Origin of the sequence: Bellilinea caldifistulae, from assembly GCF_001306055.1 — a bacterium.
Lineage (GTDB): Bacteria > Chloroflexota > Anaerolineae > Anaerolineales > Anaerolineaceae > Bellilinea > Bellilinea caldifistulae.
The window spans coordinates 24,000-50,576 of record NZ_LGHJ01000028.1 but is presented as its reverse complement, the minus strand read 5'-3'; the positions used below and the strand labels follow the sequence as shown (position 1 = coordinate 50,576).

22 protein-coding genes, 1 pseudogene and 1 CRISPR repeat array are annotated in these 26,577 nt (G+C 52.3%); of the genes and pseudogenes, 13 read left to right on the top strand and 10 right to left on the bottom strand.

Annotation, left to right across the window (positions count from 1 at the left end):
• The first annotated feature begins 144 nt into the window (after positions 1–144).
• From AC812_RS16640 to AC812_RS17745, 11 genes are all read left to right on the top strand, one after another.
• Positions 145–1,845: an NACHT domain-containing protein gene (locus tag AC812_RS16640; protein ID WP_062158987.1), complete on the top strand. Its 1,701-nt coding sequence runs from the start codon at positions 145–147 to the stop codon at positions 1,843–1,845.
• 1 nt (position 1,846) lies between these two features.
• Positions 1,847–2,278: a type III-A CRISPR-associated protein Csm2 gene (gene csm2 / locus AC812_RS16635; protein WP_061919096.1), complete on the top strand. Its 432-nt coding sequence runs from the start codon at positions 1,847–1,849 to the stop codon at positions 2,276–2,278.
• 33 nt (positions 2,279–2,311) lie between these two features.
• On the top strand, positions 2,312–3,121 hold the full coding sequence (gene csm3, locus AC812_RS16630) for a type III-A CRISPR-associated RAMP protein Csm3 (protein WP_061919094.1): 810 nt from the start codon (positions 2,312–2,314) through the stop codon (positions 3,119–3,121).
• 9 nt (positions 3,122–3,130) lie between these two features.
• The gene (csm4, locus tag AC812_RS16625) at positions 3,131–4,240 is read left to right on the top strand and encodes a type III-A CRISPR-associated RAMP protein Csm4 (RefSeq protein ID WP_061919092.1); all 1,110 of its coding nucleotides are present in this window, start codon (positions 3,131–3,133) and stop codon (positions 4,238–4,240) included.
• A gap of 1 nt (position 4,241) precedes the next feature.
• Entirely contained in the window at positions 4,242–5,384 is a 1,143-nt protein-coding gene (gene csm5 / locus AC812_RS16620; protein ID WP_061919090.1) for a type III-A CRISPR-associated RAMP protein Csm5, read from the top strand.
• The gene (gene csx2 / locus AC812_RS16615) at positions 5,381–6,646 is read left to right on the top strand and encodes a TIGR02221 family CRISPR-associated protein (protein ID WP_061919088.1); all 1,266 of its coding nucleotides are present in this window, start codon (positions 5,381–5,383) and stop codon (positions 6,644–6,646) included. The genes csm5 and csx2 overlap by 4 nt, the downstream gene beginning before the upstream one ends.
• A 10-nt stretch (positions 6,647–6,656) precedes the next feature.
• Entirely contained in the window at positions 6,657–7,061 is a 405-nt protein-coding gene (gene csx15, locus AC812_RS16610) for a CRISPR-associated protein Csx15 (protein ID WP_236839275.1), read from the top strand.
• A complete protein-coding gene (gene cas6, locus AC812_RS16605) occupies positions 7,058–7,918 on the top strand; it encodes a CRISPR system precrRNA processing endoribonuclease RAMP protein Cas6 (RefSeq protein WP_061919086.1) in 861 nt (286 codons plus the stop codon). Before csx15 ends, cas6 begins: the two co-directional genes overlap by 4 nt.
• Positions 7,919–7,970: 52 nt before the next feature.
• Complete coding sequence (locus AC812_RS18325) at positions 7,971–8,105, top strand: hypothetical protein (protein ID WP_282955637.1); 135 nt, start codon at positions 7,971–7,973, stop codon at positions 8,103–8,105.
• A gap of 218 nt (positions 8,106–8,323) precedes the next feature.
• Positions 8,324–8,657: direct repeats of the CRISPR family, unit length 36 nt; unit sequence GTCCGAATCAATAAATGCCCGTAAGGGCATTAAGAC.
• 273 nt (positions 8,658–8,930) lie between these two features.
• Positions 8,931–9,197, top strand: coding sequence for a hypothetical protein (locus AC812_RS16600; RefSeq protein ID WP_061919084.1), 267 nt, complete (start codon positions 8,931–8,933; stop codon positions 9,195–9,197).
• A 105-nt stretch (positions 9,198–9,302) separates the two neighbouring features.
• On the top strand, positions 9,303–9,479 hold the full coding sequence (locus AC812_RS17745) for a hypothetical protein (RefSeq protein ID WP_157235502.1): 177 nt from the start codon (positions 9,303–9,305) through the stop codon (positions 9,477–9,479).
• Positions 9,480–9,579: 100 nt separating this feature from the next.
• Here AC812_RS17745 and AC812_RS16595 read toward each other — a convergent pair whose 3' ends face one another.
• From AC812_RS16595 to AC812_RS16550, 10 genes and pseudogenes are all read right to left on the bottom strand, one after another.
• Positions 9,580–12,135: an ABC transporter permease gene (locus AC812_RS16595; protein WP_061919082.1), complete on the bottom strand. Its 2,556-nt coding sequence runs from the start codon at positions 12,133–12,135 to the stop codon at positions 9,580–9,582.
• A 22-nt stretch (positions 12,136–12,157) separates the two neighbouring features.
• Positions 12,158–12,907 carry an ABC transporter ATP-binding protein gene (locus AC812_RS16590; RefSeq protein ID WP_061919080.1) on the bottom strand — a complete coding sequence of 250 codons (750 nt, stop codon included), beginning with the start codon at positions 12,905–12,907 and terminating at the stop codon, positions 12,158–12,160.
• 32 nt (positions 12,908–12,939) lie between these two features.
• Positions 12,940–13,533 (bottom strand): PadR family transcriptional regulator, encoded by a 594-nt coding sequence (locus tag AC812_RS16585; protein ID WP_061919078.1) that lies wholly within the window; start codon positions 13,531–13,533, stop codon positions 12,940–12,942.
• Between the two features lie 223 nt (positions 13,534–13,756).
• Positions 13,757–14,107: an Hpt domain-containing protein gene (locus AC812_RS16580; protein WP_061919076.1), complete on the bottom strand. Its 351-nt coding sequence runs from the start codon at positions 14,105–14,107 to the stop codon at positions 13,757–13,759.
• On the bottom strand, positions 14,097–15,449 hold the full coding sequence (locus AC812_RS18410; RefSeq protein WP_346265129.1) for a response regulator: 1,353 nt from the start codon (positions 15,447–15,449) through the stop codon (positions 14,097–14,099). Before AC812_RS18410 ends, AC812_RS16580 begins: the two co-directional genes overlap by 11 nt.
• A 21-nt stretch (positions 15,450–15,470) precedes the next feature.
• A pseudogene (locus tag AC812_RS18405) lies at positions 15,471–17,012 on the bottom strand (PAS domain S-box protein); the annotation flags it as partial.
• A 222-nt stretch (positions 17,013–17,234) separates the two neighbouring features.
• Positions 17,235–17,663: a peptidase associated/transthyretin-like domain-containing protein gene (locus AC812_RS16565; protein WP_061919070.1), complete on the bottom strand. Its 429-nt coding sequence runs from the start codon at positions 17,661–17,663 to the stop codon at positions 17,235–17,237.
• Positions 17,664–17,688: 25 nt separating this feature from the next.
• Positions 17,689–18,426: a 3-keto-alpha-glucoside-1,2-lyase-like domain-containing protein gene (locus AC812_RS16560; protein WP_061919068.1), complete on the bottom strand. Its 738-nt coding sequence runs from the start codon at positions 18,424–18,426 to the stop codon at positions 17,689–17,691.
• Between the two features lie 15 nt (positions 18,427–18,441).
• On the bottom strand, positions 18,442–19,650 hold the full coding sequence (locus tag AC812_RS16555; protein ID WP_061919066.1) for a response regulator: 1,209 nt from the start codon (positions 19,648–19,650) through the stop codon (positions 18,442–18,444).
• 333 nt (positions 19,651–19,983) lie between these two features.
• Positions 19,984–20,856: a tyrosine-type recombinase/integrase gene (locus tag AC812_RS16550; RefSeq protein WP_061919064.1), complete on the bottom strand. Its 873-nt coding sequence runs from the start codon at positions 20,854–20,856 to the stop codon at positions 19,984–19,986.
• A 300-nt stretch (positions 20,857–21,156) separates the two neighbouring features.
• On the opposite strand from AC812_RS16550, the gene AC812_RS16545 reads away from it, so the two are divergent.
• Together AC812_RS16545 and AC812_RS16540 are read left to right on the top strand one after the other, a co-directional pair.
• Positions 21,157–22,851: an NERD domain-containing protein gene (locus tag AC812_RS16545; protein WP_061919062.1), complete on the top strand. Its 1,695-nt coding sequence runs from the start codon at positions 21,157–21,159 to the stop codon at positions 22,849–22,851.
• Between the two features lie 8 nt (positions 22,852–22,859).
• Positions 22,860–26,567: a DUF6079 family protein gene (locus AC812_RS16540; RefSeq protein WP_061919060.1), complete on the top strand. Its 3,708-nt coding sequence runs from the start codon at positions 22,860–22,862 to the stop codon at positions 26,565–26,567.
• Positions 26,568–26,577: the final 10 nt, after the last annotated feature.

The window sequence follows — 26,577 nt, the reverse complement described above, 5'->3', positions numbered from 1 at the left end:
TTGCGCAAAATTTCTTCGATCGTCCCTGCAGAAAGGTTATAATCATTTTGGTGAGTCATTGGGTTCTCCTTATTTGGTTTGGTCACCGTATAAGGATACTTCTGACTCACCATTTTTGTTAAGGTCCAAGAATTTACAGAAAGAATGATACATCAACTCAGAGGAATTGATGGAGTAAAAAGAACTATAAAAAATCTCATAAATGATTATATCCAACCAGAGCTTCGGGCTGTGAACTTGGAGGCAATTGATTGTGATGGGCATATCATTTTGTCCATCAAAATACCCCCTCTGCCAACAGAAACCCCATTCAAAGTCAGAAGAAGTCTGGATCGCATAGAAACAGGTCAATCCTGGATACGAACCGGGGAGAGCAACGAAAGACTGGCTCCCGAAATGGAAGGAATTTACCATCCTTTTACAAAATGCCCGTATATTTTTCCAGAACAATGGGAGAATTATTTTGTGAAACTGCAAGAGAGATTCAAGGAATCCTTCACCATTGAAGGATATCAAGAATTACTTTCAAATAATGGAATAGAGATTGTTGAAGAGATTCGGAGGTTCCTTGAGAGTAACAAAAACCTTCTCGTAATAACTGGCGAAGCCGCTATTGGGAAAACCACATTACTCGAAAGGTTCGCTTATATGAGGGCTGAATTATTGGAGGGGGATATTGGAAATCAAGAAAACTACCATCAGGTGTACTATCCATTTGGTTTTATACCGATTTTTGTTTCACTAAGGGAGTTGAACATAAATAATAGCGATCAAATGGAAAGCCTTCTGGTTAATCGTTTATGTGAGGGATTGAAATTTCCAGAGAGAAGACCTGAAGAATTGAATCGGTTATTTGAAAATCGGAGGTATCACTTTGTGGTGTTGCTGGATGGCTTTGATGAGATATTGAATAGGGTAGTTGGCAGGAGTTTTATTCGAATCTTAGAAGATTTGATAAGGAAGTATCCTGATCTGAAATTTATTCTGGCCACTCGCCCGCCTTCACCATCTTTTGCGGATGAATACAGAAAAGACATATCGGAAATAAGAATACAGCCATTTAATCAAGAGCAAATCCGAAAATACATTGAAGTTCAATGCAAAAGTGAGATCCTTGAAAAGGTTGAAACCTTTATTTACGCCGACCAGGAGCTGACACAAATTTGTTCGATTCCTTTTTATCTTGAAACAGCCTTGCCAGAGATTATTGGTGAATATTCCCCGCAACAGGATGATTTGGTAAAGGAAAACGAGATAATCCCGACGATAGCAGAAGATGGAGAGGATATGGACAATTCTGAAAATAATAGTCAACCGAGCGAGATTGCACAAGCAGAAGAATTAACCCTTGATCAACCGATTGAAGTGAGAACGGAAGCCACAGAGTCTCAAAAAACCTTAATTGAAGATCAGAACATTCGAATTGGCGTCATGCTTGACCGCATTTATTGGAGAGCATGGAACAGAGAAGCACAAAAAAGAAATTATGATCCCGATACGATGAGGTCTTTTTGGAGCCAAACTGAGAAATTAGCAATAAATGTAAATCTAGGCGAAGAGATCGGCCATCATCAATTTAACCGGGTGATGAGAAGAAATGCTAGGATGTTTTGCTTGAGTTTATCGGTTCTAACCGAAACTGAGGAAAGGAGAAGGATTCGTTTCTTTACAGATTTGACTCAGGTTATTTTTGCGGCTAATTACCTCAAAGAATTGATTCAAGAAAATCGAACGAGGTTCGAGAACCAGATTCAAGGTCTCTCTACACAATTCCAAGACAAATTAACCCCAATCTTGATGGATATAAGTCCAAAGTTTTATACGCTCAATACACAGGAGGAATAAAATGAGCCCCATACCTGCAAATGAAGTGCAAAAAATTATCACTCAGGACGCCAGCGGCGAACTGCTGGTGCAATGGACGAATCAGTTCGGTAAGGAGTTGAAAGAGCTGTATCTTTCCACCAGCCAGATCCGCAGTCTGTTCGGCGAGGTGCGCCAGATTCAGGGTGAATGGGCAGTTGCCCGCCAGAAGGGCGGAGCAGCGGTCGCCGAGCGCCAGAAGGTACTGCGCCGCCTGATTCTGCTCAAGCCGAAGATGGAGTACCGCGCCCGCCGAGAGCGCGGGCAGGCTGTTCGGGCGCTGGTGGATGTGCTCAAACCGGCGCTGGATGCGGTCACGCAGGCGCCGGCCGAAAAGCAGGACGAGTACTTCAAGCGTTTTGTCGAATTCCTCGAGGCAATTCTGGCCTACCACAAAGCCTACGGTGGCAGTTAGCACCCCGCAAAACTTGAACTTCAGGAGGTCATGATGAACAACAACAAAATTCAACTCAAAGGACGCGTTTTAATCCATTTTGATGTGGTTGCCCAAACAGGTTTGCACATCGGCGGTACCGAATCGGGCATCGAAATCGGCGGGGTGGATAAGACGGTCATCCGCGACCCGCTCACCAACCGGCCCTACATCCCCGGTTCCAGCCTGCGCGGCAAGATGCGCAGCCTGCTGGAAAAGTACAAGGGCTTGCCGCAGAACCAGCGCATCGGGCAGGGTTATATTCATTCCTGTGGAGCGGAAAACAATAAACACTCTGATACTTACCTGAACTGTGATGTGTGTACCACCTTTGGCGTGCCGGGCGAGCGCGAGTTTGCCACCCCCACCCGCCTGATCGTGCGGGATGTCTTTATGGATGAAGAAAGCGTAAAGGCTTTGGAAAATGCCGGCACCGACCTGCCCTACACCGAAGTCAAGACCGAAGTTTCGATTGACCGGGTGACCTCGGCAGCCAACCCACGCCAGATGGAGCGCGTGCCGGCCGGCACCCGTTTCAGCAACGCCGAACTGGTCTATTCGGTCTATGAAGGTGCCAATTGCGACGCTAAAAAGGACGTTCAGCGCCTGAAGGTGATTGTTGAAGGGCTGCAACTGCTGCTGGATGACTACCTCGGCGGGCTGGGCAGCCGCGGTTCTGGCAAGGTGGAGATCCAGAACATTCGCCTCGCCTGGCGCGGCAAGGATTACAGCGCCGAGCCGAAGAAATTAGGAGAATTTGAAACGGTTGCCGAACTGGCCGCCGGGCTGAGCGGCCTTCAGCAGCAAATTCTGGCCGAGTTGTAGGAGGGCGATATGCCACCCCTTGAAATCTATGCCCTGAAAATGAAGGGCGTAGTGCGGGTTGGCCGGCGCGGGCTGGAGCTGGAAGACACCCTGCCTGCTATCCCCTCGGATACACTGTTCAGCGCGCTGACCGCGGCGCTGGCGGCTTCCGGCGAGGACACGGCCGCCTTCCTGCAGCCGTTTCTGACCGATCCACCCCGTCCGCCCTTTTTGCTGACCTCGACTTTCCCCTACGTCGGCGAGGTGCGCTTTTACCCCGCACCGCTGGATTGGAGCGGCGCGCTGAGCGCCGAAACCCTGCGCGACTACGGCAAGCGCATCAAAAAGGTGCAGTACCTTTCCGAGCGGCTCTTTTTGCGTCTGCTGGGCGGTGAGCGGCTGGATGATGACCTTTTTCCAAAAGAAGAAGAGCAACCGCCCAAAAACGGCATTGCCCTGCAAGGCGGCCAGTTCTGGCTGACGCTGGAAGAAACCGGTTCGCTGCTGGAAGTTTATAAACTGAGGAAAGAAAAAATCTTTGCCCTGCGGCGCCAGGCGGTCTACCGCCGCGCCCGCCAGCCGCATGTGACCGTGGACCGCATCCGCTACGCGCCGGATATCTACCACACCGTCCAGATCCACTTTCAGCCGGGATGCGGCCTGTGGTTTGGCGTGCAGTGGCTGGCCGATGAAACTCACCCCAGCCGTGTCCTGCTGCGCCGCGCGCTGGATGCCCTGCAATACAGTGGGCTGGGCGGGAAGCGCGCCATCGGCTTTGGCGGTTTTGAGCTGCGTAAAGGCTTTCCTCAGCCACTACCATTTGAACTGCCTGTTGCTGCGCCCGGCCAGCCGGCCTACCTGCTCAGCCGCTATCACCCCCGCGCGGCCGAACTGCCCACTGCCCTGCAAGACGGATGCTACCAGCTGGTCAGCGTGGGCGGCTGGTGTGATCCCTTCGGACGCGAGAACCTGCTGCGCCAGCGCGTGCTGATGATCGGCGAGGGTAGCCTGCTGAACTTACCGAACCTGCCGGCGGGGGATGTGTGCGAGGTTTCGCCGCGGCAAGCCGGCGACCTGCCGCACCCCATCTACCGTTACGGGCTTGCCTGTGCGGCCGGTTTCAACGCGCGAGGAGGTTGACATGCCCGACTACACCGTCTTTCAGGTAAAGGTTTCCACCCTCACTCCGCTGCACATTGGCAGCGGCATAGAACTGCTCAACCAGTACGATTATGCCATTTATAAAGACCACACCTGGCGTATCCACCATGACCACCTGCTGGAAGCCCAAAAGATCGAGGACCCACGCCAACTGGCCATCATCGCCGAACGGCCGCCGCAGGAGCTGCTCAGCGAGGCTGATTATCGTCCTGACAGTCCCCTCTTCCGCTATGTGCTGAAAGGAACGCCGCGTGCCACCGGTGAAGGGGCCGTCCTGCGCGAGCAGATCAAGGATGTGTATGACCGACCCTACCTGCCCGGTTCTTCACTCAAAGGCGCGCTGCGCACGGCGCTGGCCGCCGTATTGTGGAAGCAGAACGGCTTGCGGCTGGAAGTTAGCCACCTTGGGCGTAACGCCAAGTTTGCCGCCCAGGAACTGGAACGCTCGCTGCTGGGCAAAAACCCCAACCACGACCTGCTGCGCGCCTTGCAGGTCAGCGACAGCCAGCCGCTCGGTGCGGAAAGCCTGATGGTGGTCAACGCGCGGGTGATCAACCGCGGCGGCGCGTTGGGTTCGCCCATCGAAATGGAAGCCATCCGCCCGGATGTGACCTTTGAGCTGACCATCAAGGTGGATACCGCGCTCTTCTCGGACTGGGCGAAGGGCAAGGGGCTGCGGTTTGCCGCCGAAAGCGCGCTGCGTGCCCTGCCGCAGATCGTCAACAAGCGCGCGCAGGAGCAGGTGCGGCGCGAGCAGGCCTGGTTTGCGCGCATCCCCGGCGCCGGGCGGGTGACCTCGTTTTACGATTCCCTGCTCAAAAGCCAGCTGCAGCCCAACCAGATGCTCCTGTGCCTGGGCTGGGGTACCGGCTGGGAGAGCAAAACGTTCGGTACGCAGATGTTTGGCGACCCCAACACCCGTGAGGCGCTGCTGCGCCAGTTCCGCATGGCGCGTGGCAAACGCAAACACGGCGACCCATTCCCGCTCTCGCGGCGGGTGGCGGCCGCCTTTCAAAGAGGCAACAACGGCAAAGTGCAGGAAAGCCCCGCCCTGCCGCTCGGTTGGGTGCTGGTGCAGTTCCAGCCGGTTACCGGCAATCTCTCACTCTGGAGGACGACATGACGCATACGGTGATTACGTTTCTGGGCATTCGCCCTCAACAAACTACTTACCGCTATGACGGCAGGGAATATCAAGGACAGGTTTTTGCCGAAGCCATCCTGCAATTTCTTAACTTTGATCGAATGCTGGTGCTAACAACGCCGGAAGCGGAGTCGGTTTATTCGTCGACTCTTGAAAAGGGAAATGATCCCCGCATTCAGAAGGTTCCCATTCCTACCGGTCGTGATGATAAAGAAATGTGGGGTATCTTTGACAATGTTATTGACGAAATTAAGGATGGAGAAGAGGTAACCTTCGATATTACCCATGGACTGCGTTCAATCCCTTTTCTTGCCTTCCTTTTTGCAGCTTATCTCAAATCTGCCAAGGGAGTGACCATCCGCTCGATCCTCTATGGCGCACTGGATTTACAGAAAGAAAATAACGGTGTAGCGCCGGTATTGGATCTTTCGCGTTTTGCTTCGATGCTGGATTGGATTAATGCTGCCGATCAATTTGTTCAAACCGGCAATGCTACCCGGCTGGCGGATTTGTTGGGTGGCGTCAAAGAACAGAAACGGGCGGCGGAAACGCTCAGAACCGTTTCGCAGGCTGCCTTCTTATGCCAGCCGGTCAGTCTGATGAAAGCCAGCACTGATTTGCGTCCACATCTGGAGAGGGCTGCCAGATCTTTCTCTCATACTTCCAGGCCTTTCAGTGTCTTGTCGAAGAATATCATCGGCATTTTTGATGATTTTGCGCTCGAAGCTCCGCTAGATGATCCGTTAGAGTTTATCCGCCGGGAGTGGAAGATGATCGAGTGGTATGCGGACCATGGCCAAATGCTCCAGGCTGTCACGCTGGCGCGCGAGGTGATGATTGATGCGGTAGCCGTGCGTTACGAAAAAAACATTCACCTGAAACACGACCAGCGATCCACACTCGAAAAAGCCATTTCGGGGATTGCCAAAATTGGTCAGCCAATAACCGATGAGCATACCGGCGAAAAGCGCAAATTCAGCGTGGATGACTTGAATCGGATTGGCTATCAAATTTACAATGAATGGCCGGATGCAGAGAGCATGGCAAAAAACTTTTCTAGCCTGACGAGGCTGCGTAATCAACTGAGCCATGCGGAGCATCAGGCAGACCGGATGAACCTTCCTAAGGTGGAGCGTCAGATTTCAGAAGTGCTGGATGCCTTGCATCAGTTGCTAATTAAGTGGCAAATCCTGCCCGCGGACGAAAACCCGCCCGCCGATTTACCCACTCCTTCCGATTAGAGGTAACCCCATGATCTTGCTGCTCAACTTCTCTCACCCCCTCACCACCGATCAAATTCAACAGGTGGAAGCGCTCAGCGGCCAGCCGGTTGAGATTATGGACATCCCCGTCCACTTCGACAACAACCAGCCCTTCCTGCCCCAGCTGGAGGCGCTCATGACGCGCCTGTCCCTCTCCCCGGCCGAGTGGCAGAGCCGCCCCATTCTCGTCAACCCGCCCTCGCTCAACTTCATCACCGCCCTGCTGCTGGCCGAGCTGCACGGGCGGATGGGTTACTTCCCCCCGGTGCTCAGATTGCGCCCCGTGCCGGATGCGCTGCCGCCGCGCTACGAGGTGGCCGAAATTCTCAACCTCAACGCGGTGCGCGAACGGGCGCGCGCCGCCCGCTACCCCTCCAACGGAGAGGCCGGATGAGCGCACCGCCCGACCTGCTTTCGCTGGTGCTGATTGTGCGCCCGCTGCCGGCCGCGGCCGAGGAACGCCCGCTGCCGGAATGGTGGGGGCGGGCGGCGCAGGCTCTGTTGCTGGATGTCGTCCGACGCTCCGACGAACGCCTGGCTGCCGAACTGCACGACGATAACGGCCTGCGCCCCTACACCGCCTCGAATCTGCTGGGGCATTTTGAGGCGCGCCGCCCGCAGCCCGAACAAACCTACACCCTGCGCTTTACCGCGCTGACGGCGCCGCTGGCCGGCCTGCTCCTCGCCGCCGCCCAGCCCGGCGGGCCGCTGGCCGCCGGCGCACAGGTGGAGCTGGATTACCTGCCCTTCCGCATCGAAGCCGCCCACTTCGACCCCGTCGCTCACCCGTGGGCGGCTACGGCGCGTTACGACGATTTCTCCGCCGGACACCTGCTGGGCAGCGCCCCGCCGCGCCGTCTGACCCTGCACTTTGCCAGCCCGACCACTTTTCACGTGGATGGCCGTCACCTGCCACTGCCGCTGCCGGAGCAGGTTTTTACCAGTTTGCTGGAACGCTGGAACGCCTTTTCGCCACTCGCCCTGCCGGCCGAAACGCGCCGGTTTGCCGCCGAGTGCCTGCACCTTTCGCGCTTCCGCCTGAACAGTGTGCCGGTGCCGCTCAAACAGGGCGGGCTGCGCATCGGCGCGGTGGGTGAGGCTACCTACACCGCCAGCCACTACGACCGCTTCTGGCTGACCGCCCTTTACACGCTGGCCGAGTTTGCGCTATTCTCCGGGCTGGGCAGCGGGGCGGCTTACGGGCTGGGGCAGGCGCGCCGTCTGGCTTCCCCCAGCCGCACATCGGATTAAGCGCCCGCATCGCGCCTCTGCACCTTAAAAACTGCATACGTCGTTTGAGGTGATGGACTACAACCCAACCGATTCGGATAATCCGGCTCATCCGGCGCTCCCGTTGCGGGAGATAGCCGCGCCGCCTGCCGCGGAAAAGTACGGGTGGTTGGGCAGGGAAAGCCGCTGCCCCCACCGGAAGTGGTGATCGTTTGAGGGTTTCGTATAGATTATGCGTACCCCCCTCCTCATTCCACCAAAAAATAACCGAATTTTGGAGGGGGGTACGCAAAAAAGATTAAAATTGTACGGAAAAAGCAATTTTTTGCCAGAATTGATTGATTTTTTATAAAACCGGTAATAAAATGTACTTATACTAAACGGACTTCACTGAAAAAACAAGAGAAATGCAGAGATGAATCAGTGGTCCGAATCAATAAATGCCCGTAAGGGCATTAAGACAAAGAGGGGGGTATTTTTTTTGTAAAAATTTTTGAAGTCCGAATCAATAAATGCCCGTAAGGGCATTAAGACTAAATCGCCTGCGGGCGGAACTTGTCCTTGCACGCTTTGTCCGAATCAATAAATGCCCGTAAGGGCATTAAGACGTCTCGATGTTCTCATAAACGTCACAAAATCTGATTTCGTCCGAATCAATAAATACCCGTAAGGGCATTAAGACAGAACTAAAAATCCTTTCCACCATCGGTATCATAGAGGAAAGGTCCGAATCAATAAATGCCCGTAAGGGCATTAAGACACGCCTTTTTGGCGACTTGGGCTTATTGTTGCTCATCCTGATCTCTTGATCTGCCTCAACGGGCTCGGCCGCTCATCAGCCGGTTGAAACGACACGACAACCGCCTGTTTTGCGCCCTCATCATCATCCATTTGAAGATCAATTACCGGCTGGACTGGAAAGTTTCGGGTATAATTTGCTGGTATAGCAGGGGGAATTTCGACTGAGGCTCAAGCCGTCAGGATAATAAATGACAATATCCGTTTAAATTGATCCGTAAAGGGGAAAAAAGAGATGATCAACGAACTGGAAACCCGAATGATTTCGGTGATCTTGCAATGCGGGGCATGGTACGCCGAGCCGGAAGATTACCATCTCTATCTGCATGTGGTTGCCGATGGCGAAAAAAAGATCCTTGTAACGACGGTTGCGGAGAGTGAAAGCGATGCCAGAAAAGTGATCCTTGAAGATGACAGCAAAAGAAAAATTCTTTTCACAATCTCCCTTTTCGACTTGCTCGAATTTGCCCGAAAAAACGAATTGGACGATCCGGATGAATGACCCGCCTGCGGAAATTCGCAAAGAAGGTTTGATTTCTGCTCTGCAATAGGCAAAAGCGGGGAAATATCATCAAGACCCCTCAAAATTGGATAGGCTGACCGGGATATGATGCGCAAATTAAGGCTTTTGTTCTACGACATTTTCTTTTTTGTTTCTTTGGGTTACGGGGGAGCGATTCTCTACGGTCTGTATGTCGAAAGTCAAGAACTGCAACTCTGGCTGAAAAGAGCGGTTGCCGTTTGTCATCTGATTTCCATCAGCGTTTTTGGTGCGGCCAGATAGCCCCAAAGAGGCCAGCCCAACCTGCTCGCTGACCTTTGCGGGAAACCGCGAGCCGCCGTCAGGCGGCTCGCGGTGGGGTGTATGACCCCGGCTTCCGGTTTTACTCGTAGCGCAGAGCCTCAACCACATCCAGCCGGGTTGCCTGACGGGCCGGCACAACCGCCGACAGCGCCCCAAACAGCAAGCCAACTGCTGCCGCCGCCAGAATGCCGGAAGCCGGGAAGATGTACTCCATGGGGAAGCCCATCGCCTCAAAGGCTTTGACCGCCATGATGCCCATGTACAGCCCGGCGAGAATACCAAACGCCGTCCCAATTGCCGCCAGAATCAGGGCCTCCGAGAGGATGATCGCCCGCACCTGACGGCGGTTGGCGCCCACCGCCCGCAACATGCCGATTTCGCGGGTGCGTTCCAGCACCCCAATAGCCAGCGTGTTGACCATGGCAATCAGCGAAGGAATGGCGAGAAAGGCGGCCATGGCGTACATGGCGATGAAGATGGCGTCGAACATGCGGGCGTTTTCTTCCACGTACGCTTTGCCGTTGAGCAGTTTGAACTGCGGGTAGTCCTTCAGCAGGGTCATCAGTGCGCTTTCCACCTTCTGCCGGTCGGCGCCCGGTTTGAGGTTGATCTGGAAGAAGACATCTTCCTGCCGTCCAAAGTCGAGGGCGATGTTCGACTGGGAGATGTAGGCGGTGGTCGTCTTGGCGTTGAGGTAGTCGGTTGCCAGCCCCACCACGCGGTAGGTCTGTTTGCCGCCGGGGGTCACCAGTTCAACCTCGTCGCCCACCTGAATGCCGGAGGCGGTTGCCAGCACGCCGTTGATGATCATCGCCCGTTCGGTTTTGAGCGCCTGAAACGCGCTGAGCGGGTCGCCGGTCGTGAAGGTCAGCGATTCCATCTGAAGGTAGGCGTCCGGGTCAATTCCCAGCACGCCCACGGCAATATCGCCAATCTGGGCGGCGGCAAAGCGCAGCGTGCTGACCAGTTCCACACCCTCAATCTGGCGCAGGTTCTCGGCCAGCTGTGGGGAAGCGCCCGTGTTCGAGCCCCACACCGCCAGCGTTGGCGGCACCAGCAGGTAGTCGCTGCCCAGGCTTTTTTCCATGATCCGCGTAAAGGTCAGCGCCACCGATGAGAGGATGGAAGCCATCATCACCACCACGGCAAGGGCAATCATCGTGGTGGAGGCAGTCACGGTTGCGCGGCCCGGCTGTCGGCTGAGGTTGCCCTCGGCTAACTGGGCTGTGCCGTTGCGGGCGTAGATCAACGCCAGCAGGCTGCCGAACATCACCGCAATCGGGTTAATCAAGGCGGGCGCCATCAGGATCAGCGAGACGGTGAAGAGCACCGCTCCCAGCCCGATCAGGGCGGCCTGCCGGCTGAACAAAATCCCGGCGGCCAGCGCCATCAGCACAACCCCGGCCCAAAAGGACAGGCTGGCAACCCGCTTGAAATTGACCTTGCCCAACGAGGGGCGCAGGGCTTCCAGCGGGGTGATTCGCGAAGCCGAGTAAGCCGGGATCAGACCGGCAACGACCGTGATGCCCACTCCCAGCACAATGGAGCTGATCAGCAAAAGCGGTGAAACCTCCGGCGCGCCGACGGTAATATTGAGAAATTGCTTGGCGACCGGCACAATCAACTGCAACACCAGCAGCCCGAACAGGTAGCCCAGCACCAGGCCGGCCGCCGTGCCGATCACCCCCTGCAGCAGCCCCTCGGTGATGATCAGCCAGCGGATGGTGCGGCGGTTTGCGCCGAGGGCGCGGAGCATGCCAATATCGCGGCGGCGCTCGGCGATGATGGTGCGGAAGGTGTTAAAGATGATGAAGCCGCCCATCAACAGCGCCAGAAAGCCCATCAGCACAAAAATCAACTGGGCGTTTTTCAGGTTGGTGTAGATTTCCGAGCCGGTTTCCAGCGCGCCGATTTTGAAGGAATCGCCAAGGGTTTCGGTGATTCGTTTTTGAATCTCGGCGCGGCGGGCTTCATCCAGTGTCCCAAAATTGGCATCCAGGATGTTAATCTTATCCGGCATGTTCATCAACCGTTGAGCATCGCTGAGGGTCACCAGCACTTCTTCGTTACCGGGCATCATCCGCTCCGGCAGGATGCCGACAATCTTCAGTTCGGCAATGCCGGTAGCGGTGGGCAGCGCGAGGGTATCGCCCAATTTGAGGCCGATTTCGCGCGCCAGCGAGCGGGTGATCACCGCCGCCCCCTGATCCTCAGGTTCAAGGAAACGCCCTTCGATGATGTTGTAGGCGATCATCTGGCGTGCGGTCGTCGGGTCAATGCCTTTCAGCAGCAGGGCGGTGATTCGGTCAAAGGCTTGCGGATCGTGATCAAAGTAATCGGCCGGCAGGTTGACGATGCGTTCCAGCGAACCACTGGCAACTTCAACCCCTTCCACGGCGCGCACCTTTTCGAGAACCGAAGGATCGAACGCCTCGCCGGTTTTATGGGTGATGGTGACATCCACCTGACCGGCAACCGCCATCACCTGCGTCTGGTAGGCTTTGACGAAGGTGGGCAAAAAGGTGTTCATGCCAAAAATGACCAGCACACCAAAGGTAATCGCCAGCGTGGTCAGGGCGGTGCGCAATTTGCGTCCGCTCAGGTATCTCCATGCCAGAGTCCAGTAGAGGTTCATCTCATACTCCTTTTACGGCTGCTCAGTCACCAATTTCGCGCATTTTATCCAGCACGGCTTCGGTCTGTTCGCCGTTGCGATGTTCCAGAATAGTTTCATCCACAATTTTGCCGTCTTTTAGAAAGACAATCCGGTCGGCGTAGGCGGCAATCCGGGCGTCATGGGTCACCATCAGGATGGTGCGTTCCCAGGTGGAGGAAATCTGGCGCAGGAGGGTGGCAATTTCCTCAGAAGAACGCGAATCGAGATTGCCGGTCGGCTCATCCGCCAGAATCAGGGCCGGGTCGGCTGCCAGCGCGCGGGCAATCGCCACCCGCTGCTGCTCCCCGCCGGAAAGTTGCGAGGGGTGATGCGTCAGGCGGTGTCCCATGCCGACTCGTTCGAGCCATTCCTGCGCCCGCTGACGTGCTTCAGCCGGGCGGATGCCGTCCAGAATCATCGGCAGGGCAGTGTTTTCCAGGGCGTTCAGCACCGGAATGAGGTTGAAGAACTGAAAAACAAAGCCCATTTTACGCCGGCGGATGGCGGTCACCGCGTCATCATTGAGGGTGGTCAAATCCTGACCATCCAGAAAGACTTTTCCGCTGGTGGGGCGGTCCAGCCCGCCGATCAGATGCAGCAGGGTGGATTTCCCGCAGCCGCTGGGGCCCATCACGGCGACAAACTCGCCCGGCTGAATGGCAAGATTGACGCCGTCCAGCGCGCGGATGGCGGTTGAACCCTGCCCGTAAATTTTGGTCAGGTCTTCGGTACGAACAATTGGGTGATTCATGATGCCTCCGTAATTCATAGGGGGGATGGTGACTAATCGGGAGATTTGGATTTGGGCGGCCGCCCGCGCGGTTTCAATTCCGGTTCCGGCACCGGCTGATGACTGACTTCGTCCAGCCGGCTTTCGATCATGTCCAGCCAGCGCAAATCAGCCTCCACATGCATGATGGCCTGATCCAGCAGAAGAATGTGAGCCAGCGAGGTGTACGGATCGAGTTCCATACGCAGGGTGGTCAGGCGGTGCAGTTCCTGGAACAGGCTGGTGCGCTGCAGGTAAATCAGGCGGCGCGGGTCGGTTTGTCCGGTTGCCATGGCGAGCATCAGTTTCAGGAAGAATTCATCCCGCTGATGTTCCACTTTGACCGGCGACTCAAACCAGCGGCGCAATTCCTCTTTACCGGCCGGGGTGATGGTGTAACAACGCCTGGCCTGGTCGGCTTCACTTTCCGGCGATTCTTCGGCGATCAGACCGCTTTCTTTCAGGCGGGTCAGGGTGGTATAGACCTGCGCGGGTTTGAGTTCCCAGGTTTCGCGCCCGCCCATCACTGCCTGAAAAGCCTGCAACAGTTCGTAGCCATAGCGGCTGCGCTGGCAGAGCAAACCTAAAAGTGCGTTTCGGACGGACATAGAAAAATACTCACCGGTTTACCAAATTTCGGGAAAATATAAAACCGATGAGTATTTTTGTCAAGGGAGTTGGAAACCGGTATTTGCCCTGCCCCCATTCACCGGGAGAGGGTTGAGGCGGGGGAGGGGGAAAACAAAACCGGGTTTTCGGTCAGGTGCGCTGGAGAAAACTATCTTTGCCTATCCTTGCGAAAACATTTAACCTGCGGCTTTGCAGGCGGTTTTATCCGCCGTTTAAGTAATCCTTCAGGGCTTGTAAAACACGCTCCAGTTCCTCGCCGGCAGCAGCGACCTTCCCGGCCAGTTCTGGCAGGGGGGTGGTTTTACCGGCCTGTTCCAGTTCGGCTGCCATGCTGGCCAGTTGCCCGGCGCCCAGCGTGGCGCTGTTGGACTTGAGGGTGTGTGCCGAGCGTACAAAGCGGGCGGTATCACCGCTGGTGATGGTTTCCTTCAGGGTGTCCAGCAAGCGGGGGGCATCATTGAGGTAAGAGCGGATAATGTCCTCAATGAAACTGTCTGCATCTTCACCCATGAAATCGCGGTAGGAATTGAGCGTACTCAGATCAAGAGACATGTTCACCTCGTCTAATTTTTTGATAGGCATTCTCCAAACCGCGCATTAATTCTTCAACACGGATTGGTTTTGAGATGTAATCGTCCATTCCGATTGCCAGATAGCGTTCGCGGTCGCCTTCCAGGGCATTGGCGGTCATGGCAATCAGGATCGGCCTGTCTTCGGGTGGGTAGCGGCGCTGAATTTCTCGGGCGGCTTCCTCGCCGTCCATTTCCGGCATTTGCACATCCAGCAGCACCACGTCGTAGTGCTGGCGGCGCAGGGCTTCCAGCACTTCCAGCCCGTTGGCGGCCACATCCACGTGGTAGCCCATCCGCTGCAAGATACCGATGGCCACTTTCTGGTTGACCAGATTGTCCTCTGCTAACAGGATGTGCATGGGGCAGCGTTCCGCAAAGGTATGGTCAATGACTGGCGCGGTGTGTTTGCGGGGTTGTTGGCGCGGTTTATTGTTTAACACCGAAAGGATGGTTTCGAATAACTGGTTTGGTTTGAGCGGTTTGTAAAGCACAGTGGTAAACAAATCCTGGGTGGCAGTTTCCGGTTTATATCCCAAAGAGGTGAACAGTACCATCGGCAGGTTTTTGCCTTCCGGTAATTTGCGAATTTCACCGGCAACAGCTACGCCGTCCATTTCCGGCATTTGCATGTCAATCAAGGCGATATCGAAGCTTTCCCCTTTGCGGATCAATTCCAGCGCTTCTGCGCCGCTGGCAACCGAGTAGGGTTTCATTTTCCAGCGGGCGGTCTGGCGCGAGATGATCATGCGGTTCATGGCGTTGTCATCCACAATCAGAATCTTGCGCTCGGCCAGTTCGTCGGTATGGATCTGGTGCGGCAGCAGATGGGTGGCCTGGGTGGCTTGCGCCCGGATGGTAAAGTGAAAAGTTGAGCCTTTGCCCGGTTCGCTCTCCACCCAAATTTCACCGCCCATCATCTCGACCAATCGTTTGCTGATCGAAAGGCCGAGGCCGGTACCGCCGAATCGCCGCGAGGTGGAGGCGTCCACCTGTGTAAAGGGCTGGAAAAGGCTGTTGACACGATCAGCCGGGATGCCAATGCCGGTGTCGCGCACCGCAAAATGAACGCGGTACTCGTCCGGCTCAGTGATCTTTTCAGACTCAACGTTTATAAACACCCCGCCCTTTTCGGTGAACTTGACGGCGTTGGAAAGCAGGTTGACCAGCACCTGACGCAGGCGGGTGACATCGCCCAGCAAGCGGTTGGGGGTATTTTCCTGAACCAAATAGGACAGATCCAGCCCCTTTTCTGAAGCTTTGGAAACCAGCAGATCCATGGCCGACTCGATGCAGTCGCTCAGGTAGAAGGGTTGCTTTTCCATCACCATCTTTCCGGCCTCGATTTTGGAGAAATCGAGGATGTCGTTGATGATAGTGAGCAGGGAATCGCCGCTGGTGCGGATGGTTTCGACAAAATTTTTCTGCTCAGCATCCAGCCGGGTGTCGAGCAGCAGACTGGTCATCCCGATGATGGCGTTGAGAGGCGTGCGGATTTCGTGGCTCATGTTGGCTAAAAATTCAGCTTTAGCCTGGGCGGCAGCCTCAGCCTGACGGCGTGCCTCCAAAAGGTCGCTGATATCGTGGTAGATACCCAGCACGCCTATCGGTTGACCATCCACCACCACCGGTACACCGAAGATTTCCACATCCACCAGACGTCCGTCTTTGCGCTTGCGCTGCCCGATCAGGTGAACTTTACCACGGCTTACGACGGTTGCGCTGAGCGACCTGGCATGTTCCAGTTCCTCTTCCGGTACAATCAGTTTGTCAATATTCTGGTTGTGAATCTCGTTGCGAGAGTAGCCGAACAGGCTTTCAAATGCCGGGTTGCAGCCGGTGATGCGGTGCTGATGATCCAGAGTCACGATGGCAATGGGGGAGTTTTCCACCAGGGTTTCAAAATAGCGTTTCTGACGGCGGATTTCATCTTCCGCCTTGCGCCGTTCGGTGATGTCTTCCATCACCGAAATCACATACTTGATTGAGCCTTCCTCATCACTGAGGGGAATGGAAGTTTGCTGATTGATGAACAATGACCCATCTTTCTTTTTCTCGATCAACTCTCCCTGCCAGAGTTCGCCCTTTAATACCTGTTCGCGAATCTGGAGGTAAAATTCGTCGTCATGTGCACCGGAGCGGGAGAAACCCAGCTTCTTTCAAATCACCTCGTCGGGTGTGTAGCCGGTCAATTCAGTATAAGCCGGGTTGACCCAGACCACCCGATCCTGAGGATCGGCAAGCAGAACGGCGTTAGTGATGTGATTGAGGATGACGCTGTGGAGGCGTAATTTTTCCTCATTAATCCTGTTTTTCAAAATCGTAGCCAGATCACCGGCGACCGACTCGAGATCGAGTGGATTCCAGGCCTCATCGTTGACCGTGTTTTCGTCAATGTACACGGCCAGCACGGCTTCCAGTTGACCATCCACTTCGATGGGAACATACAGGTTGCCGTGAAACTGATCGCGCTGTATGGAACTGATTTCGTTCTGGCAGGTTACAAACTGGATGGCGTTATTGCGCATGGCTGCCCCGCAGCGGCAGTAGCCATCCGGCACCAACCGGCAGAATTGCCCCGCATTCGGGTCAAGGTAGCGTTCGGCGACAATTTTTAGGCTGTTGGTGGGCCTGTCATATAAAAAGATGCCGGCCTGCTTTGCTGAAGAAAGAATCGGCAATTCCAGAATCAAATCCAGCGATTGGGTCAGCGTTTCTTTGAGCGGCAGATTCTGTAATGAAATCTGTAATAACTGATTTAAGATAAACTGGGTTTTATAGGCCTGATCCAGCTTACCAACCCGTTCGTTGACCGCGCTTTCCAGCTTCTGGTTAACGAACAGGAGGGCTTCTTTCTGCCTGCCCAGTAAATAAAACACCACACCCATGACTAGCGGCGCAGAGGCGACTACCCAGATGATCCGGCTGCCTGAAAATAACTCAACGACCGAAAACCATCCGTTGAAGTTGCCGCGCGCGATCAATTCCAGCAAGATTGCAAAAACAGGGAAGAGGCAGCCGATTGCAAAACCGGTCAGGGCATATTGAAGCGCCAGTCGTTTTCTAAGTTCCTGGAAAATCATTAACGTTCTCCTGAATTTGTCCATTTCTCACGGTGTCGCGGTTGAAACAAATTGGAGCGTACCGACATCCAGAATTTCACCCGGTAAAACCGCAATCTGAAACTCATGCCCGATGCGTTGGTCGGCTACGATCAAATACTGTTTTCCGGCGGGCACACCGTCCACCTGGAAGAAGCCGTTGGTGTCGGTAATGCCGGTAACTTCTGTGCCGAGAATGTAAATTTCTCCCTGAAAAGGCTGCCCGCGATCATCCACCACGTAGCCCTTGACACTGCCGGCCCCGCGCACCAGCTGAGCGCTGTCGGAGCGCGCCCAAACCAGGGCTGCCAGTGCAATGACCGTCACCAGCAGCAGCAAAATAATCACCTGCTGGGGGGTTAACCGCTTTTTTGAGGGCAGGTCTTCCCGCAGCCCGTTTTGGAAATCTTTCAATGAGGGTGATTGTTCAAAATTCATTCCAACCTCCTGAACCTGCCGCTAGCTACTTCACTTCAAAGATGGAAAAGTGCGAGGTACAGGCGGTGGTATTGCCCCACGAACGAAAACCTGCCCCGCCATCTTTATACACATGATCGGTAACTTCCAAAACTTTTTTCCCGTCCACCAGAACAGTAAAATTCGCGCCGCTGACAACGATGTCTATATCATGGGGGGTTTTGTAAAGCGCAAAATCAGGCGGAATAGTTGTTTCGGCTATCGGTTTCCAAATTTCTTTGCCGTTCATCCAGCGGCGGATGAGGAAGGAGCCATTGGGTGATCCGTAATTCTTCATACCGGGGTCGTATTGAAAAATGTACCCCGACGCGCCTTGCTGCCCAAAGGTTGTTCTGAAAAACACACCAAATCCCGGCCCTTGGCCAATGACCACATCTTCCAGGTGGATGACATAGTCTTTTAATTCCTGCTTCATCGAACATTGGTTGAAGGTTTGGGTGGCTCCGTTCCAGCAAAAGTTGCCCCCTTGTATGTTGGTGTTCCCAAAATTATTTTGCCAGCCGCTCAATCCCTGGGTAAAGTCATCTTCGCAAATTACGGCGGGTTTGGCGGAAACAGCGCAAGTTCCGCTGTCGGAAAAGATGCTGACGACAGCGCAGTAGACATCCCGCAGGGAAATCCCAAATAGCTGCAAAATCAGCACCAGTGCAACTGCCGCCAGCACCAGAATCAATGCATATTCCAACAATCCCTGTCCCGACTCTTGAATTCTTTTTTCCATCATTCGCCCTCCGGTGTTTTATTTCTTTCTGGCTTTCATCCGCTTTTGAACGCGGATCAGCGCTTCGGAATACGGCTTGGGCGGATTTTTCTTGTGTTCGGGTTTGCTCCAGTAAAAGGCAAAATCTTCAAACAAGCCGCCCAAAGCGCTTTCCGGCGCTTCATAAACGGGTGGCTTACCCAACGTCAGCGCGTTGATCAGCTCATCTCCGGCGAAGGGCAAGACAATCTCGATTCGTTTTTGGAGAACCTTTTCAATCTCTTCTCTGGGCAGTCCTTTGCCTTTGAAAGTCCAGTTCAAGACCAGTTTGACTTTTTCGGGCGGATAACCGATTTTGGAAAACACATCCAGCGCAATGCTGGCACATTGCACCGATGCCAGTTCCGGGGAAAGCACCAGCAGGATCAAATCGGCCTGGTCCAAAGCCGCCAGAGTCGTTTCTGCAAAATTGTGGGGCAGGTCAATCACAAGGTATTCGTTTTGTTGGGAAAGCAAAGTCAGCACCTGTTTGACCTGATCGGCGTTCAACAACTCAGCCTCGTAAGGGCGGCGCGGGGCTGCCAGCACATTGGCGCCGCTAGGGTGCTTCAAAAGGACTTGATAGACCACCTCACTGTCTATTTCTTCGGCGTGGATTTTGGATAATTCCGCCCAACTGTGACGCAGAGGCAAATCCAACATCAGAGCGGAAATGCCGTTTTCAAGTGCCAGATCTACCAGCACAACCGGTTTCTTCCACAACTGGCTGAGCCCGATGGCCGTATTGGCGGTAATCGAAGAAACGCCACTGCCGCCGCGTAAGGAAAATACCGCAATTGTACTGGCTTCGGTTTTGGTCGGTGTGGGCAGGTAAAACCCAGAGCGCCGCAGGGCGACCTGCACCCGAGCCAGAAACTCCTGCGGTTGAAACGGTTTGGGAATGAAGTCATCCGCGCCGGCTTCAAAGGCTTTTAGGCGTTCTTCCAGTTGATTGAGTGAAGTGAGAATGATGATCGGTAGTCGGGCGGTGTCCGAACGATCCCTCAACCGGCGGCAAAGCTGATACCCGTCCATTTCGGGCATCATCACATCCAGAATCACCAGATCCGGCATGATATTGGGAATGGCTGCCAGGGCTTCGGTGGCGCTGGCGGCAGCGTAAACCTCGTATCCTTCTTTTTTGAGTATCCCACCCACCAATTTACGGCTGACTTCATTGTCATCTACAATGAAGATTTTTTCGCGCATAGCATTACCTCCACACAACCTTTAAAAAGATTATAAAAAGTCTTTCCCACGGACTCCGTAACATCTTTGTAAAGATTATTTTCAAGTTTGAAAAGAAAATTCAGGCTTTTTTAACCTGTTGCTTGTGACGAAAGAACGGAAAGTTAAACCATTGGTTCTCTACCTGTGGTGGGGTATCAGGTGTGCGCGGAGAGGGTCGAATTGCATCCCCCTTGCGGGGACGCCCGAACCTGTAAAAAAAACACCCCATCGCGGGGTGTAGAGTGGGCGCGGAGAGGGTCGAACCCCCGAACCTCACGGATGTGAACTGTGAGTCGGGAGTTCGAATTTGAGTTATCTTAAGCCCCAATGATTTACCGGTGAGGCGATCTCATGGTCACGATCAAGATCGTGTTGGGCAATTGCCAAATATCTCTTCACCATATCCAGAGTTGAATGTCCCAAAATCTTTTGAAGTGAATATATATTTCCCCCGTTTCTCAGAAATTGAATCGCAAATGTGTGTCTGAACCGATGTGGAAAAACATGACTTACCCCCGCGTCCATTCCTAATCTTGTTAGAATTCGTCCTAGTAAAACTCGGTCGAGAGGTTTGCCATTGGTTTTAGCGAATAGTGGCGAATTAGCGGTTGTATATTTTCTGTACCAGAGGCATTCCTCAATCGCGTTGGAAGTATTTTTTGAGATCGGAATGTTTCTCTCTTTCTTTCCCTTTCCAAAGACCAAAATATGATTTGTCGCTTTGTTTAGGTCATTTATTGTCAAGTTGCATAATTCAGATGCCCGTATTCCGGTATCCAGTAACAGCAATATTATGGCTCGATTTTGGAAGGGATTGGAAGAGTGGTTTGCTGCCTCTAAAATTGTAAATATCTCAATTTTGGAAAAAGGTAAGATTGTTTTCTTTTCCGCTACTGGCGCTTTGATCTGGCGAACCGGGTTCTCATCACAAATACCTTGCTGGATAGCCCATTGCCATAACGCTGACAGGTCGGCATGATAGTTGCGCAGGGTTTTTGCCGATATTTTCGATTGAGAAGCCATGAACTGGACGATGTTTTGTTTGTTGATTGTACGAATATCCACATCTCCCACACAAGCAAGAAATTTTTTATAGATGACCCCATAATCCCGGATGGTATGCGGTGAATATCGCATCGCAATCCGTTCTTCGATAAATTGTTTGACTGCAGTGCTAAACAACATGGCGTCCTCCGTTAATTGGTGGTAATTTTTTGGTATTCCGATTCTGCCACCTCAAAACGGCTTTGAAAGCATAAACTTTTGCTATATACTATCTAGAAAGACAAATTCAGCCCCACCGCTGGTATCGGCGAGGCTGAGACGGCAACGCGGTGAAGGCGCGTTGCGGCAAAAACAAGCATAGCAAACTTTTGCCGCCCGCGCAAGCGAACCGAAATGCGCGGGCTGAGTTTTTGGCCTATACAGTCTTTCCTGAGCGAAATTCTTATTCCAAAAATCTATTCCTTGACTCGCAGGTTATTTATGGCAAGAATGTACCCTCAGCACTTCCCTGAATGGGCACTGAAAGATGAAAAGCTATCGGCAGAAAAGAAGGTTTACGCGGCCTTATCCACCTTACCCGATAATTACACCGTGTTCTACCACGTGGCCTGGCAAATACGTAGTCTTCAACAAGGTGTAGAAGACGGAGAAGCAGATTTTATTATTGCCCACCCCAATAAAGGTATTTTGATTTTAGAAGTAAAAGGGGGACAGATCCATTATGATGCCAATCTTCAGCAATGGTATAGCAAAGATCGTTATGGACAAGAGCATCCTATCAAAGACCCTGTAAATCAACTCCGAAGAAGCAAGGGGGCTATGATTTCCAAGTTAAGAGAATTACCCTCTTGGGGAAATCGTTATATCAATATTGCTTATTCGGTTGTATTTCCAGATGTAATCGCCGAAAAAATTCTCATACGTCCGGACCTGTCACGTGAACTGATAATAGATGCGGTGGATCTAAGAAACCTGTTAGATAAAATTGAACAGACTTTTGACTGGTTCCATAGAGATGGAAATAAATTCGGCGCGTTGGGAAAACAAGGGATTGAGATTCTTGAGTCTTTTCTTGCAAATTCTATTACGCTGAGTACCCCAATGGGCGTACAACTTGAATATGAGGAGCAAAAAATTATTGAATTAACCGAACAACAAATGGCTCTGTTGCAATTCATCCAACGGCAACGACGTGCACTCATCGAAGGATGTGCAGGCTCTGGAAAAACCATGCTGGCTTTGGAAAAAGCACGCCAATTATCAGAACAGGGCTTTGCAACGTTACTGGTCTGTTTTAATGTACCTCTAGCTGAATACTTACGAGAAGTTGCGCCACAAGAAGTTGATGTATTTCATTTTCATGGACTATGCACAAAATTGGCGAAGGATGCTGGATTGGGTTATCGTTCTTTTCTAAATGATGAGGATTACTATAATAATGTCTTACCCGAAATGCTTTTGGAGGCTTTAGAGAATTTAGGAACTCAATATGATGCCATTATTGTAGATGAAGGACAAGACTTTCATATAGAATGGCTTAAAACTCTAATGATGGCTCTTCATGACGGTGAGAAGGGTATCTTCTATGTCTTCTATGATAATAATCAGAATATCTATCATCGTCTCAAAGATCTGGATAATTGGTTGAAGATCCCCCCGTTTATTTTGAATGAGAACTGCCGGAATACCCAGTCTATCCATAATGTGGTTAAAGAATTTCATACTGCTTCAAACGAACTTGTGTGTTATGGTCCAGTAGGTCTCTCTCCCGAAGTGTATTTCTTCTCTAATTCGGCCCAACAAGAAGAAATTGTTAGAAAATCTTTAGATCGTCTGGTAAATACCGAAAAGGTAGAGCCAAGACATATCACATTGCTGACCACGCGGGCACCAGAACATACCATATTCAATCCTGGGAGGAAGTTGGGAAATTTCATCCTTCGGGAGTGGAGTGATAAAACCTCTCGTCACATTGATATTCGCGTCAGCAGTACTTCGCGTTTCAAGGGTTTGGAAAATCGGGTCGTTATTTTGACCGGGCTTGAAGACAGTGATGCATATTGGATCAATGAGATTCTATACGTTGCCTGTTCACGCGCTCGAACCTATCTGATTATTGTTGCTCATGAACGCTCAAAAAGCCTACTTGAAAAAATACTACCATCTACAAAATGAGGTTTATCATGAAGTATTCTGACCTAGTTCAGTTCGAACCCGTCGAAAATGTAGTCCATGTCCGTGAGGCAGATGACCACCGTATTGCCGAAAAACTTGTGCGCACGTATGTCATTTCTGACCGCATGGCGGATGTCATCCTGCTCCGCATCCTGCCTACTATCAGCCTTGAACGGAGTGAAGATAACGGTGGTTTATTCATTGTGGGATACTATGGCACCGGTAAATCGCACTTAATGGCGCTTATTTCTGCTATTGCAGAACATGCCGAATTACTTAGTGAGGTCACTCATCCTGCTGTCCAGCAAGGCCTTCAGCCTATTGCAGGTCGCTTCAGTGTGATCCGCCAGGAAATCGGCAATTCTGCGATGACTTTGCGGGATATTGTCCTCCAATACTTGCAAGAAGGGCTAGCCCGAATGGGGGTTGAAGTGCATTTCCCGCCCATGAATCAGGTTCCCAACACCAAAGATTTGCTCCAAAACGCTATCCACGCTTTTCAAGCAAAATACCCCAGACAGGGCCTATTGATTGTTATTGATGAATTACTGGACTACTTGCAAGGACGAAATGAACGTGAGTTGATCCATGATCTTTCGTTTCTTCGAGAAATCGGTGAGATTTGCTCTACGACCGACTTGCGCTTCATAGCCGGGTTACAGGAATCATTGTTTGACAGCCCACGCTTCCAATTTGCCGCAGATTCAATCCGCCGGGTGCGTGATCGGTATCAACAAGTCCGCATTGTCCGCGAAGATGTGGCTTTTGTCGTCTCTCGCCGTTTACTTGCGAAGTATGAGAAACAACGCCAACAGATTCGAACTTACTTACAAAAGTTCACCCCCCTGTACGACTCAATGGCAGAGCGTTTAGAAGACTTTGTTGCGTTGTTCCCCATTCACCCGGCATACTTGGAAATGTTCGAGCGAGTGACAGTTATTGAAAAACGGCAAGCCCTCAAGGCAGTCAGTCACGAAATACGTCAAATACTTCAACAGGAAGTCCCAGAAGACCGCCCTGGGCTGATTTCGTTTGATGCATTCTGGCGTTTGATTCTCGAAGACCCTTCTTACAGAGCAATCCCAGAAATTCGGGAGGTGATGGACAAGAGCCAGGTGCTGGAAGAGCGGGTGCGTAATGCCCTTTCTCCCATTTACCGAGATGCCGCTATTCGGATCATCCACAGTCTTTCGCTTCATCGCCTCACTACCGGCGACCTGCGTGTGCCGATTGGATTGACCCCCAGAGAACTGCGCGATCGTCTGTGTCTGTATCTGCCTATTCCTGAAACCGATGCAACTTTCCTACTGACCAGTGTGGAAAATGTTCTGCAGGAAATTTCCCGAACAGTTAGCGGGCAATTTCTCTCCCGTAATCCGGAAAACGATCAGTATTATCTTGATTTAGATAAAGACATTGATTTTGATGCTCAAATCGAGCAACGTGCCGCTGTATTGGATCCGGATACTCTTGACCGCTACTACTTCGATGCCTTAAGGCGCCTTCTGGAATTAAGCGATAGCACCTACCGGACCGGTTTTCGCATCTGGCAGGTTGAGATCCCTTGGCAAGGTCATGGAATTACCCGGGATGGTTATATTTTCCTGGGTACGCGCGATGAACTCTCCACCACCCACCCGGAGCGCGACTTTTATATTCACTTCTTGCACCTATTCAAAACTAACGGAAAAAATGACCAGCCCCGTTCGGATGAAATTTTCTTTGTACTTGAGTCCCCTCAGGAAGATTTTCTGCGCTCGCTCAGGTTATATGCTGGCGCACGCGAAATGTCGACAATTTCTTCCGGAAGTAATAAGATGCAGTATGAAAAAAAAGCAGAAAACCATCTGAGAGACCTTTCCCGCTGGATTCGGGAATACTTCGACAAGGCTTTTTCCATTCGATACGGGGCGGTTTCTCGCCGGGTGGCTGATTACAAGGGCGAGTATCGTCTTTTCCGCCAGGAAATCAATTTGCGCGATCAGATCTATCAACTTGCTTCCGCCATCCTCCAGCCTGTTTTTGACCAAAAGTACCCCGAATACCCATCCTTTGTCGGCATGCAACTTACCTTGAAGTCCTTACCGGAAGCCGCGGAATGGGCAATTCGCGCAATGACAGGTGGCTCGATGAATATCCAAGCCCAGAGTATTCTGGAAGGACTTGATTTACTTCGAAAAGAGAATAATAAACCAGTCTTCACTGTTCTGGAATCTCGTTACGCCCGGGCAGTGCTCAATAAATTGGATACACTTCCTCCCGCTCAGGTACTCAACCGCAAGGACTTAATAGCCCCGCCTGACCCACGTCATGAAGAGCGTGAAGTTCAGTTTGGCCTTGAGCCGGAACTGTTGATGGTTGTTCTAGCGGCGCTTCTCCGTCAAGGCGCCATCACTATTAACTGGATGGGAAAAACATTCACTTCAGATGATCTTAATGAAGTAGCGCGTCTGAAAATTGAAGATTTCATGCAGTTTTCTGCTATTTCTCGGCCAAAGCCGATACCCGAAAAAGCGCTGAAAGCGCTCTTGCAAGGACTGGGGTTCCCTCCAGAATGGGTAGATTACTCCGAACAGCATGAACGCATGGTCCAAGAACTGAATCAGTTCGCTAATGAAGAACTTCAACGCCTAGTGATGGTGATGGATGGACTGCGGGATGGCTTACAGTATTGGGGAGAGCCTGTTCTATCTTCAGATGAAATTCAATCTTATCGTAAGTCGTTGGATAACTATAAAAATTTGCTGGAGATGATTCAACGCTTGAATACCCCCGGGCGTTTGCAGCAGTTTTCTCTCGAAGTTGGGGAAGTGCAAGCACAACTGAAGGGACGAGACACTCTCAAAGTTCTTATCATGCTCCGGGATGTCCTTCAATCGGTACAATCTCATCTCCAGTACATAACACGGGCTGATTTGCATCTTCCTGAGCATCATCCATGGCATCTCGAGGCTCAGCGCTTGAGGAATGAGCATCTTACCTGGTTAAGAAATCCTCAACAACGCGCCGACCCTTCGCTGTATTCCCGTCTGAATGGCGGACTGAGCAATCTGCGGTCGTCTTATGCGCAGGCATATCTTAATCTACATGCCAGAGCGCGGCTCGACCGTTTGGGCGATGAGCGAAAGCAGAAGTTGACCCAAAACCCGCACTGGCGCCATTTGCTTACCTTACAAGAGGTGATTATCCTGCCCAACAGTGAACTGACTCGCTTGCAAAAAGAATTTTCGGAATTGCGTTCCTGTCCGAACCTTACGCTTGAGGATTTATCCAAATACACCGAATGCCCTCACTGTGGCTTTGACCCGCGCAGTGAAATGTTCTCCTTCTCTGCTGTGGAGCGACTGGAGAAATTAGAAGAAAACCTGAACCTGGTGCACAGCAAGTGGATTGCCCGGCTGCGTGAGGAATTACAAAAACCCGAAGTTGCCGAAAATATCACTTTGCTCAAATCGCCCTACCGCGAGCAGATCAAGGAGTTCGTGGAAAAGGGCGAGTTTACTTCTCCGGTATCCAGGAATCTCGTTGAGGCTATCAACGACGCGCTACGCGGTTTGGATAAAGTGGTGCTGGAAGGCAGCGACTTCTTGATTGCTCTTACCCAGCCGGGAATGCCCTGCACCATCGAAGAACTCTACCAACGGTTGAAAACTTTGTTGGATAAGAAAATCGGCGATAAGGATCTCACCAAAGTACGCATTGAGATTGACTGGTAAAGGAAGAGAT